The 11610-nt window shown below is 59.2% G+C and carries 13 protein-coding genes and 1 pseudogene; 6 read left to right on the top strand and 8 right to left on the bottom strand.

The annotated features are described in order from the left end of the window. Positions 1-18 precede the first annotated feature (18 nt). Positions 19-267 carry a hypothetical protein gene (locus tag NKH19_RS28690; protein ID WP_352872940.1) on the top strand — a complete coding sequence of 83 codons (249 nt, stop codon included), beginning with the start codon at positions 19-21 and terminating at the stop codon, positions 265-267. A 163-nt stretch (positions 268-430) separates the two neighbouring features. Here NKH19_RS28690 and tnpA read toward each other — a convergent pair. From tnpA to NKH19_RS28670, 4 genes and pseudogenes are all read right to left on the bottom strand, one after another. After that, positions 431-696, bottom strand: a pseudogene (gene tnpA, locus NKH19_RS33655) (IS200/IS605 family transposase); the annotation flags it as partial. A gap of 54 nt (positions 697-750) precedes the next feature. After that, entirely contained in the window at positions 751-993 is a 243-nt protein-coding gene (locus tag NKH19_RS28680; RefSeq protein WP_352872981.1) for a hypothetical protein, read from the bottom strand. A 232-nt stretch (positions 994-1225) separates the two neighbouring features. Continuing rightward, positions 1226-1459, bottom strand: coding sequence for a hypothetical protein (locus NKH19_RS28675; protein ID WP_352983333.1), 234 nt, complete (start codon positions 1457-1459; stop codon positions 1226-1228). 129 nt (positions 1460-1588) lie between these two features. After that, positions 1589-1837 carry a nucleotidyltransferase family protein gene (locus NKH19_RS28670; RefSeq protein ID WP_352872977.1) on the bottom strand — a complete coding sequence of 83 codons (249 nt, stop codon included), beginning with the start codon at positions 1835-1837 and terminating at the stop codon, positions 1589-1591. Here NKH19_RS28670 and NKH19_RS28665 point away from each other — a divergent pair. After that, complete coding sequence (locus NKH19_RS28665; RefSeq protein ID WP_352872979.1) at positions 1718-1999, top strand: hypothetical protein; 282 nt, start codon at positions 1718-1720, stop codon at positions 1997-1999. The two genes, NKH19_RS28670 and NKH19_RS28665, sit on opposite strands and share 120 nt — an antisense overlap. Here NKH19_RS28665 and NKH19_RS28660 read toward each other — a convergent pair. After that, positions 1927-3096 carry a PqqD family peptide modification chaperone gene (locus NKH19_RS28660; RefSeq protein ID WP_352983332.1) on the bottom strand — a complete coding sequence of 390 codons (1170 nt, stop codon included), beginning with the start codon at positions 3094-3096 and terminating at the stop codon, positions 1927-1929. The two genes, NKH19_RS28665 and NKH19_RS28660, sit on opposite strands and share 73 nt — an antisense overlap. Positions 3097-3680: 584 nt before the next feature. Between NKH19_RS28660 and NKH19_RS28655 the strand changes: the two genes are divergently transcribed. Then, entirely contained in the window at positions 3681-3929 is a 249-nt protein-coding gene (locus tag NKH19_RS28655; protein WP_352872933.1) for a hypothetical protein, read from the top strand. A 172-nt stretch (positions 3930-4101) separates the two neighbouring features. Here the strand turns inward: NKH19_RS28655 and NKH19_RS28650 are convergent, their stop codons facing one another. Further along, positions 4102-4689, bottom strand: a complete 588-nt coding sequence (locus tag NKH19_RS28650; RefSeq protein WP_352872931.1) for a sugar transferase — start codon at positions 4687-4689, stop codon at positions 4102-4104. A 524-nt stretch (positions 4690-5213) separates the two neighbouring features. Between NKH19_RS28650 and NKH19_RS28645 the strand changes: the two genes are divergently transcribed. Continuing rightward, on the top strand, positions 5214-6284 hold the full coding sequence (locus tag NKH19_RS28645) for a hypothetical protein (RefSeq protein WP_352872929.1): 1071 nt from the start codon (positions 5214-5216) through the stop codon (positions 6282-6284). A 152-nt stretch (positions 6285-6436) separates the two neighbouring features. Here NKH19_RS28645 and NKH19_RS28640 read toward each other — a convergent pair whose 3' ends face one another. After that, positions 6437-7195: a LuxR C-terminal-related transcriptional regulator gene (locus tag NKH19_RS28640; RefSeq protein ID WP_352872928.1), complete on the bottom strand. Its 759-nt coding sequence runs from the start codon at positions 7193-7195 to the stop codon at positions 6437-6439. A 513-nt stretch (positions 7196-7708) separates the two neighbouring features. Further along, on the bottom strand, positions 7709-9775 hold the full coding sequence (locus NKH19_RS28635; RefSeq protein ID WP_352872926.1) for a sensor histidine kinase: 2067 nt from the start codon (positions 9773-9775) through the stop codon (positions 7709-7711). Between the two features lie 1385 nt (positions 9776-11160). Between NKH19_RS28635 and NKH19_RS28630 the strand changes: the two genes are divergently transcribed. After that, positions 11161-11352, top strand: a complete 192-nt coding sequence (locus NKH19_RS28630) for a hypothetical protein (protein WP_352872923.1) — start codon at positions 11161-11163, stop codon at positions 11350-11352. Then, positions 11349-11610 (top strand): hypothetical protein (locus tag NKH19_RS28625; protein ID WP_352872922.1); only part of this gene is annotated, 262 nt, incomplete at its 3' end. The genes NKH19_RS28630 and NKH19_RS28625, both read left to right, overlap by 4 nt.

Below are 11610 nucleotides of genomic sequence, written 5' to 3'. Positions count from 1 at the left end.
GCGGTACAAGACGTCACGATGGCGGAGCCGAAAAAGATCAAGCAGCGCGACGCCAATGGTCGAAGAAAGACGCTCAAACGCAGCGTAGATACCGACGTGGAATTCGGGGATGACCAGCTCCTTGCCATGCCGTTTGGCGCACACCATGGCAGGCTCGATGTCGAAGCATTTGTGCCGACCGGGCAGGAAGCGGTCGGCCTGCGCATCCGCCGCCTCGTGGCAATCAAGATCAACCGCGTGCCGGTATGGCGCGAAGATCCGGCGTAGGACAAAGCAATGGCCAGAGGGAGGCTCGCCTCGAAGAACGGTTTGACCCCGGGACCTAGCCTGGGAGCTGATCGCGAAAGGCGGTGGCTTTAAAGCCGGATCGGTCCGCCTTTGGGCGGACATCGCCCAAAACTCACGTCACATTGACGTTGTCATCGGGCACGCTCAGCAGCTCGTGCGAACTGCGTCCCTTCAAGTGTTGCGCCGCGCGAGACACCGACAGGCTGGGTGGAATCGACACCAGCATGTGCACATGGTCGCGATTGATCGATCTGGCAGGCACAACCATCTCATGGGCCTGCGCCGTCTCGCGCAACGCTCCCGGCACCTGGTTTCCAACGTCGCCACCAAGCACTGGGTGACGGGTACTTCGTCACCCAAACCAGATGGTACTGGGTCCCAATCCGTGTGGCTTCCACGCTTATACGCTAAAGCCCTACGTCCTCAGAACGCTGTTTTCAGCGACCGTGATGATCAAGGAGCTTACACTTGGCCGGGAGGGCCAAGGTGAATATGGTTCTTGTCTCCCCAGCCGTTGCCCGGGCGTGATCCTCCCGATTTGGCGATCGCCTTTGAGCTCAAGCTTGTGCCGAGCAGAAGCGTTATGGCTGGCGGTGTCACCGCAGCAAAACGCCCCGCCTTCTTGAGAAAGTCCCGGCGCGCCTGAGACTCTGAAACCAGAGTTTCCTGCGTCAGTTGCGAGCGTTTTGTCTTTTCGGTTGGCATGTCAAACTCCCCACAAGTGTTCCAAGATTTCGCAGACTTACCCTATTCTTCCCGGTACGGGCGTACTAGTTCACCAAAAGGCTTAGACTTTCGTGCTGGGATTCGAGGGCGTGCGAGCGATGCGCCGCGCGAGATCGATCGAGCACGCGCGCCCGGCCCTCGGCCCGATTTGCCGGCCAGCCCGATGATCGGGGGGTCGCCGTGAACACGCGCCTCCACTGATGGAAACGGATCACATTTTGCCGAAGAAATGCTGCAGGGCGAGGAGCTGGGTATCGAGCGCATTGCGGGCGCCTTGATCTGCCATGGACGCCTGCAGCGCCGTCCAGTCCACATCCTCGCTTTCCGCCAATCGTGCCAGATCATGAAGGCGCCGCAGATCAATCCTTCCGCGCCAGTAATCCCCCTTCTTGAACAGGTCGTGCACGATCCAGTGCAGAGCGCGGACTGGGCCGGCAATATTCACCCGCAGACCGTTTCGCTGGACGAGCCAGGGCGGTCAAGGCTCGCCCGATGCGGCCGGAGTTCCAGCATTCCGGCGTCCTGCTGACGAACCATGCCTCGGCCACTCGCCACCTCGACGTAACCAAGCTCTTCAAGACAGGCTTGGGCAGCCGCCTCTTCCCACGGCTAGATCGAGGTCACTCGTCATCCGGCTGGGAACTCGGCGGGCCGGCGAAAGAAAAAGGGGGGCCGCACCCTTGAGCCGGAGCGGGACGATGTCATGGCGATTAAGGGCTGCAACGGCTTCGAGCAGTTGGGCGCGCAAGCGCAGGTTCCGTTCCCGATTGCAGTCGTGAACGAACCGAAGATACTCGCCCATATCCTGCGGCAGTTGATGGATCTGGCCGCACGTTTGCAGCGTGCGATTGGCCGGGGCAATCACAGCATGCCAGTCGGTCCTGTCGGCTGGACTGCTGCGCAGCCCGGCGATCAGCGCCTCAAGCGCGTTGCCTCATCGCATGCTTTCGTGATCAGCTCTACCGCATCATCGAGCTTCGAATAGGTCAGGCAATAGGTGCCCGCCGATCCGATGACTTGGGTCAATATGTCGAAGGCGGTGCCATTCAGCTCTTGGCCGCGTGCAGACGCGCCGTTGAGCAGGACGCGCAATGCGCTGGCTGGCTCGATCGGCTCCAGGCAAGCCTTCGCGTCGCGGCTTCGACGGAGCTGGATCACGCAGCCGATTGGCACGGGCGGGCGCGGCACGAACTCCTTGGGCACGGCAAACCGAACACGCCGGCCGTCCGGCCGGCGACAGACCGGAATAGCATCGAGATCGGGGTAGTATTCGGCCAGAAGCGGCCATGCTCCCGCTTTGACAGCGGGGGCAAACGGCAAACCCACGCCGTGCTCCCGGGAGTCCAGCAGCGTGACATCGTCGGAAGCAAAACCGAATCCCGCATGCATCAACGCCACGGTCAGCGTTGTCTTGCCTGCGCCCGGGTTGCCGCAAAGAAGCACGATGCGTTCATTTCTGAGAAGCGCAGCCGCGTGCAGAGCAAGCTCGTAGGCGCCGCGATCGAGAACCTCGATCAACAATTGCCCTTTCAGCATGACAGGCAATTCGTCGGGCGAGCAGGAGAGAACCCAGTCGTCATCCCGGAACAAGTGGACCTGCCCTTCATGCTCGACCGGCTGGAGCAGAACGTCGGCGGTCTCGCTTCGGACCTCGAGATGCCGGAATGTGGCGATCGCGGGAAAAGCGCAGGCTGCGGGGTAGACGATGCGCATGTTAAGGCCCGCAATGGCGACCACCTGGCTCACAGTCTCTTGAGCTGACGCGGACAACGGCGCCTGGGGCCGTATCAGGCTCAGCCGTTGCCAATCCCTTAGCGCAGCCTCGACGTGCCTGTTTGCCTCGAGCCTATCAACGCCAGCGCGCGCCATCTCGCCCGAGATGGCGTCCAGCGGCATGCCTCCTTCCAGGGAGCGCCAGATCTCGGCAGCAGTATCGTTGACGGCGAAAATGGCCTGCCGAGATGGACTGAACAGAATATTTTGCCCTCTGACGCGTACCAGCCGCCCCTGGGTCACAAACGTCGCACGACTGTGAGCGGCGGGGCCGAGCGCCGTTCTTTTAACCCGCTCATGCTGATTCATCGGATAGCCCCCCTCCCGTCTGCCGAAACGCCATGACGGTCCAAGCTGTTGTTGCAAAGCAGGTGTGTTCAACGGGTGATGCGGCAATGCCCTCTCGGCAGGACTTTCATTTTGTCCAATCGCCCACAGGTGCGACTTCTCACAGCGCTTCGTCGGAGAAACCGGGCCACGTTCTGATGTGCCGCGACCCACTGGAGATGCGCCTTGTTCCAGTATTCGCGCGCGTCGGCCCCGTCAGGATCCTGAAACCGGACGGCGGCAGCGACAATGCGGACAGGATTGGCTCATCCGGTAGCCACGCGCACCCAACGCGGGATTAAAGGCGCGCTGCCGCACCGCGGGTGAATGTTCCGCGCCCCTATTTCATGCAGCGTAGGCTGCGCGGATAGACAAGGAAATGAGCGAAAAAGCGTCATTGGGAGAAGATGTCCTACGCCTTTTGTGCAAGCGGCGGCGGCGCGGCGACTCCTGCCGTCTGATCAGGAGCAGGTCAGGCAGTGCTGTCGGATTGGGCGTTGGTACGGATTCTGAGATGTGCGAGACTTGGGCGTGGCACTGAGTCTTCCACACCATAGGAGAACGCCGTGCTTTGGGGCCTAATCGCCGTCGGCGGGATCGGCATTTTGCTCGGATTTCGTGTTCGAGCACCGGCACTCATCGTCGCGACCGCGGTGATTGTCCTGGTCAGCGCCGTTGCTGGCGGCATCGGCAGCTTGCTTGACTGGGACCGTCTGCTTTCGATCCTGCTTTTCGTTGTCACGCTGCAGTGCGCCTACCTGCTCGGCGTCCTCCTTGGCGTCGTGTGGCGTCGCGGCCTCACCCATGAGCAATGACGGACCGCAGCTGCCGTGTTGTCGCCGGCGCCGGACGTGTTCGACGCAGTCATACCGCTAGGGTTCGCTGCCTTTCTCTCGCTAATGCATGTCGCCCAAAAGTGCGCAGCGGTTTTGGAGAACGACATACATCAAACAACGCCTGAATCCGTTTCGCTGCGACGCGCTTTAGTCAAGACGCATGATCGAATCTCATCACGGCGAAGACCGTCCGAATGAGAATGAGAACATCGGCCCATATGGACCAGTTCCGAACGTAGCGGCTGTCGATAGAGACACGGCTGGGATAATCTATTGCGTCTCTGCCCGTCACTTGCCACAGGCCGGTCAGCCCGGGCCGGGTTCGAAGGTAATCGATCGCACAGGCTCCGTAACGTTGCAGTTCCTCGGGGACGACCGGCCGAGGGCCGACGCAACTCATCTCGCCGCGCACCACGTTGATGAGTTGGGGCAGTTCATCAAGGCTCGACTTCCTGAGGATGTGCCCCAGGAATGTGATGCGCGGGTCCTTCTTGAATTTCCAATTCTGCTGCCACTCCTTGGCGGCTTCGGGATTGCTGGCGAGATAGTCTGCCAGAACCTGCTCGGAGTTCGCGACCATGGTCCTGAACTTGTAGCAGGCGAAGCGCTTGCCGTTGAACCCGACTCGGGTGTGGGAGAATATCGCCGGTCGGCCGTCGGTCACCAATATCAGGAGAGTAACCGCCAGCATGATCGGAGCAGCAAGGACAAGGGCGATCAATGCAACCGTCACGTCCATTATCCTCTTGGGCCGGCCTCCAAGCGGAGGGAGGTTTTGGCCGATCTGGATGCCGGGGCTGCGACGCTTTATGTCAAATGCGCTGATTGTCACCGGTTTCACCAAGAAACGTTGTTGGTGTTGCCGTCCAACTTCACAGCGACTTGGGACTCTTGGCAAGAGAAGCAAAGGAGGTAGCGTACCCGGTGCGCGTTACTCCTAAGCCTGATCCGCGCCTCATTGGCGTCGTGTCTTTAAGCCTTCTGATCAAACGGCGTATCACCTAACATCCGTTTGCTGCGGTAGCAGTTTGGGCGGGTTCGGCTGTATTGCCAAAGTCTGCATTGGCTCAGCCACCAAGAGATCGGAGTGCCAAGCAAATAGAGGCCGTCGCACTAAATGCGCGAGGGGCCGCAAGGCGTCCGTCAAAACAATGCAAGAAATGCACGTGCATCGCCCCGAGATAAGATCCCCCTGGGCGATCGGTTCGCTTAAAGGAGCTCGCAGGTTTATTTGACAGTGGAGCCCGCAACGTGGTGCCCAGCATGATGCCTTTACCACGTGATTTTGCCGCAGCGTCGTTTGCTCGTGATATCCTCGACATCGACCTTGCCGAAGTGCTTGCTATCGTGCGCAAGCAAATAGCCTTGCTTGATCTCGATCTTTCCGGCCTCACCGTGGTCGTTGGCGCCACGACAGGATACCAAGCGGTGACGGCCACAGCGGCGGCGCTTGCCAACGCCAGCCATGTCATTGCGCTCACCCGCATATCCTCCAGACATCCGAGCCTGGCGGCCATCGCGGATACGACGTTGGCATTTGCCAAACACGCTAAGGTCTCCGAACGCGTTGAAGTGACAAACCGCATCGGCAGCCGCAAATGGCAGGACGTCGACCTCGTCACGAACTGTCTCCAGGTCGGCCCAATTTCGAGATCGCTTATCGAACTCTTACCCTCGGATGCGGTTGTTTCGCTAATGGCTGAACCATGGGAGCTTCGGCCGGGCGTTGTAGACTTCGACGCCTGTGACGAGGCCGGCATCAAAGTTGCGGCTCCCAATCTCAGCCACCCAGCCATAAATCTGCTGCCGGAATTCGCGCGGTTATGCTGCATCTTGCTCGGCGATGCCGGTGTCGATCCACGTGCCGCCAGGCTCGCCATCGTCTGTGACACGCCCTGTGCGCCGTCCCTTGAGCAAACGCTGCGCGAGAGCGGGGCCACAGTAAGTGTCTTTTCGCACCCCATGCTCCTGACCGACGATGCATGGGATGTGATCGTGGTCGCGATGAGGCCGTCCGACAAGCCACCAATGGACATTAATCGCCTGGGCCGGATTGCCCGGAACTCTCGCCAAGCGCTGCTGGTGCAGTTCAGCGGCGGGATCGATCGCTCGGCCGCAAGCTATTTCGGCCTCAGGGTCTGGCCACAGAAGCGGCCCGCCCGTGGTCAGCTAGCCCTTCCACTTGACGTACTCGGATCGGCGCCAATCGTCCGTAGACTGACGGGAGGGCTGAAGGCCGCGGAAGCTGCATATCGTGGCGCAGAGCTTGGAGGGGACAGCGTTGGATTTCTCGTGACGGCAAGGTCGGCAACGGTTGGCTGGGGACGTGCCTGAACATACGCCAAGCGTGCCGGTCGCGAAAAGGCTCGGACGATACCATCGACCTTCGGAGCCTTGGATCAGAACGCCGAGCTGTGGTCGCGCCCTTAGCGTGCCCGGCAGTTATATTGCCAGAGCCGGCCAGGCAAAGATCGATTGCACAGCCTTCAAAGCATCATTTGTCTAAGTTTATACGCCACCTCGGTGCGGTTTGTAGCCTTGAGTTTTTTCATGATATTTCGGATGTGGACCTTGACAGTGCTCTCGCAGAGGCTGAGCTCGTAAGCAATTATCTTGTTCGCCTTGCCTGTCCTGAGCGCCTCCACAACCGCAGCCTCGCGAGAGGTGAACATGCCGGTGAGCGGATGGGGCCCGTTTGCGGTCGAGTGGATGATCTCTCGAAGAGCCAGCACGCAGCTGGCGGGGACAAAGATCCCTCCGGCACGAGCGAGACCAATAGCCTCGGCCGCGACCTTGACCTTCACGCTTGTAGGAATATAGCCTCGGGCGCCGCATTCGAGAGCCGCGAGAATCTCCCCCGGCTCGTCGGAATCCACCACGACGATGACGGGTACGGTGCCAAACTCGGAAATGAAGTGCGCAAGTTCCGCCCGAACACTCTCGTCTGTGACCTTTCTGGCACCAAGAATTACAAGGACCGCGGATGGCTCCGCTTCTCCGGCAATATGTTGGATTTCGTCAAGCGATCCTACCGCGCTAACGCGCAAGGTAGGATTGTGTTCGACAAGACCGCGCGCAAGGCATTCACGTTCAAGTGCTCGCTTGTCGACGATCATGACAAAGCCATCGCTTGGACGTCCTTCGCCGAGATCGGACCTGCCAAGACCATTCGCGTCCGGCAGATATCCATCGTGTACCGGTCTTGTTGCGTCATTCCAAAAATCGGAAATTTGGGGATGTCCCATCGTTTACTCACTCCTCTCCGTCGCTTCCTTTGGTTTGGCTCCCTCGCAAGTTTGTCAGAAGCGTGAACTTTAGCCGATGATTGGATTCAAGGAGTGGCATACGCCGCCCAACGCACGGACGTATGGCTTCCCCGCCCTATGGAGGTAACCCAACCTGGAAGGCATACTAACGATGCTGTGGAAAAGGCGCATTAATCCTGGTTAACAAATTGGTAATTATATTTTAGATAGCTAATATACCCGAAAGCATAACAACCTAAAATTGTAAAATGTCACGAAACAGCCATATGGCGAGCTTGAGATCGTCTCGGCCTGACCGCGGAAACCTGCGATTCGCAGGAATGGGTTGCGATTTTAGGACCGCACTGAACTCCGCTGCCGGTGCCACGCAGCTCGGCTCGTTCTGGTCCCGCTGCATGGTGCGGCCATGTGTTGGTGCATTCGGACGGCGGAATTGGACGAAAAAAACGGGTCGTCCGCCAAGTTTACAAGGCACGCCAAACACTTGCCTAGCTAAGGCAACAGCCGGTCGTCTTCTGCTTCCGCCTCGGTGAGGTTCAGATGGAAGGTGCAACGCAGTCCGGCTTTCTCGAAATTCAGGACAACGCCGCCAGCGGACTCGTGGGCAAAAACCCGTTTCAGCAACTGTGTGCCAAATCCCTTGTCCACAACCCGGGCGACTGGGGGACCTCCTTCCTCACGCCATTCAAGCTCAAGATGGCGAACGCCGTCGCCGACAACCTTCCAGGCAATTGAAACCGTCCCGGTTGAATTCGACAGCGCCCCGTACTTTATGGCGTTGGTGGCAAGCTCATGAAGCGCCAGCGCGAACGAAAGGGTCATGTTTGGCGGAAGCCAGACGGCCTCCCCGCAAATCTGGAAGCGGTCTAACGCTGCATGCGGCTTAATCGAGTTCGTGATCAGATCACCAAGATCGGCGCCGCTCCAATTTTCGCGTGTAAGAATGTCATGAGCCTTTGCCAGCGAGACGAGTCTACTTGACAGGTTCAGTCCGGCCTCGGCGAGGTCGGTGGCGTTGCGAATCGTCTGATTGGCGATTGATTGGACAACAGCCATTGTGTTCTTCACGCGGTGGTTGAGTTCGTTGACCAGCAACTGGCGTTGCTCTTCGCCGCGCTTGCGTTCGGAAATGTCCAAACTGATCTGCACGGCGCCTATGATAGAACCGTCCGGATCGCGGATGGGACGTGCGCTGGAGAGCAAATGGCGTTGCATGCCCGATGGAAGCGTATAGGCGAATTCCTGATTGTCGATCGTCTCGCCCCGCATCGCCCTGCTCAAGGGACGGTCTTCACGCGCAACCGTATGGCCGTCCTTGACTGCGACGGTATCAATGACGCGGTCGGGCGTGCCGAAGGACTTGCGAGTGTCGGTCGGCAGCCCCATCAGCTCTGCTGCAAAGCGGTTGCGAATAACCTGGCGAGCCTGAGGGTCGTAGGTGAACCAAACAGCTGCTGGTACCGTCTCCAAAACAGTCTCCAGCTCGCGCGTTCGCTCCGCGATCGCTCGCTCCGCATCGACCATCGCCTTTGCAATCGTGGCGAATTCGGCAACTGATGTGGACATCGGTTCGACCTCACGGCCATGGCCAAGCGCCTCGGCGCGGCCAGCCAGATCGATGGTGGCTTCGGTCAATCGTTTTCCAACGACGTAGGCGAGAGCGAGAGATAACAGCAGCGCTGCAAGGCCTATTCCACAAATCGCCGCGAGCGAGCGCCAAAGCGGCGCCTGCACTTCCGCAAGCGGCACATTGGCCGCATAAAACCAACCGGAGTAGGTTGACCGATAATAACCCGCCAGCAGCGTCGTTCCCTCGAAATCACGAGATTTGAAGCTGCCGGTCAGGCCGACGATTTTGTCGACATATTCGGCCAGTCCTGGCTTGCCAGTCATCTTCTCGTGCTGCGTGGACCGTGCAATATAATTGCCGCCGCGATCGCCGATGCCGACCGTCCAGCCTGCCGGCACGGCAGGTAGCATGACATCGCGAATGCGCGCAGTCGGGACCGAGATCGAAAGAAGCCACTCTTCATTCTTGGGTCCGAGCACTCGCCTTGTAACAGCAACGCGATAGCCGCCCGACTGATGGCCCACAACGACATTGCTGACCAAGACACCAGTGAACTTCAGCTTTTCACTGTCTTCAGCCGTTGTCGGTTCGACGAGTGGCGAATTTCCACCTTGCGCGATGTCGGTGGTCGCCAGCTGATTGTGATCGGCATCGTTCAAAGCGATCACCTGATCCATGCCTTGCACAAGGCGAACAGCCTCATCGCGAAACGATTTCAGATCGCCGTTGGCGAGAGTGGCCGATTTGGAGAGACCGTCAAGAATCGTCTGCAGGTTAATCAGTTCTGCCTCGACCACCAGCGAGACGTGTCGTGCCGTCTGCAGGGCATCCTGTTCGAAGCGAGCTTGCTGTTGCAGTGCATACTGGACGAGCAAGTATGCCGCGAACAGCCAGACCGGCAGAACCGCCGCGGCGATAAGACCAAGCAGATGAGCTCGAGCCGATCGACGAAGCACGCCGGTGTCCTCTTTTTGAATCCGCTGGAGCATAGTGGCAAGCCGCGAAACGACAAGCGTTAGCTATGACGACCCGAAGGCGGTCGGCGCCAGGGTCTAATTCCGATGCAGCGATGTGCCAAATCAGCAAAACGTCCAGAAGGAGTACAAAAAACCGTATGGCATTCTAGCGCCGTGAAATGCGGGAAACGCGAAGCCTATTCCTACGCTGTCGCAGCCGCTCCTCCTACTCCCACTCTGTTTTAATCAGCACCGGTGCGGCTTCGCGCATATGGTCACGACGGCGGTCGTCACCGGTTGTCCCCCGATTGTTGCACTCGTACTTCTTTCGTATGCTTTGCGCCTAATTCAGCATGAGCGCATATAATCCCCAGCCCCGGCGCCGTTTCTCACAAACTGCCCGTCGGTTAGGCCCGGTGTCCTAGCCTCATCCCAACAAGGGGTGCCGGGCCGCTCGACTCAAACCCGTTCGTTCAAAGGCCCGCCGCCCCATTTGCGAGGCGACGGGCCCTCGCCCCAGCCCACACGTATCCACGCAATTGCGGTGCCAAGCGTATTGACCCGCAACGGGTCACATTGGGCCCAGCGGGAGATGGGCAATTGGTAGCTGGCTGCCATCGTGGCCCGACACCTGCCGTGACCTCGCCACGCCGAAGTACGCGACGGTGCTGATGACGATTTTGTCCTCGATCATCGTAGCCCTGTTGCAGCTTCAGGCGAACCTGACCCATTGATTGGACCATTTCATGGACGCGCGCCCATGCGGTATAATGGTCCAGCAGTCTTCTTGCCTGATCCGCGGAAGCGCAGATCGTGAGAAGGCAGCGGCGAGGACGAAATCGCCCGCCGTCATGCGCTGGTCGGTCACGCTCTACAGAGGGGCAAACTTATCGAGATGCAGGCGTATTCGCTGGCCTTCCGCGAAGGCTAGGGCGAGCGATTCCAGTTCGAATGATCGGGTTAGTCCCTGATCTTCCTCGACCACACGGACGAACCATTCGCCACAGGCTTCATCACTTCGATGCAAGGATGACCCTTGCCGTTGGGTATCTCGCTATCCACCATTGCCTCTCACGCCGAGGACAAATATCGCCAGCAGCACGACGAAAAGCACGGTGGCGATCACGACACCCCACATGAGGACCCTTCTGGTGCCGCGCCGTTCATCATCGCGAGATAAATTCTCCGCCATTGCAAGAATCCCTATCCTGAAGGTTACTGGAAACGTGGGATGTCGAGGCCGGTTCCCACAAGCCATCAGGTTCCCCGCGGGAGAGCGGCGTACACGCGGTCTAGAGCGCCTTGCCTGCGCGTGTCATGGCGCGCGCAATGGCTTTTTCGGTCTGGCAAAGACAAACGGTGCACGCTTCACGCATGCGTCAAACTCGCAGACGTGTTTTTTTCGATCCGCCTGACGCATGATGACGATGGTCTACGGCGGCGGGGTCGATCCGCCGAGCCTGAAATTCGATTGCAGCAACTGCAAGCCTCAGGTCAAGATCACTCTTTTGGAGGTTCATCCAGAGCATCTGCCGAAACGGCTGATGATCCACAAGCCCATGAAGATCGACGGCAAAATCTGCTTGCATACCGAGCGCTTCCGCGGATGAAAACTCTCGCTGATACGGTGGCCGCGCGCGAAACCATCAAACGTCAATTGCGCGCACCCGGTGTGTTTCAAGTCGACCAAGCTCGACCTCCAGGCGCTGATCGATCGGCTCGGCCCGGATCATGGTTCCATGCATTGGGATCTCGTCGGCTGTTCGGCTGCTCAGATTGTAACGTTGCAGGCCGCGACCGTCGGCCGGTGTTCTTCACGTGCATTCCTGACTACGAAGGCCAGCAGCGGGAGAGTAACAGGGATTGGA

Origin of the sequence: Mesorhizobium sp. M1338 (assembly GCF_040318045.1) — a bacterium.
In the GTDB taxonomy this organism is placed as follows: Bacteria; Pseudomonadota; Alphaproteobacteria; order Rhizobiales; family Rhizobiaceae; genus Mesorhizobium.
This window is presented reverse-complemented; position numbering and strand designations above follow the sequence as displayed.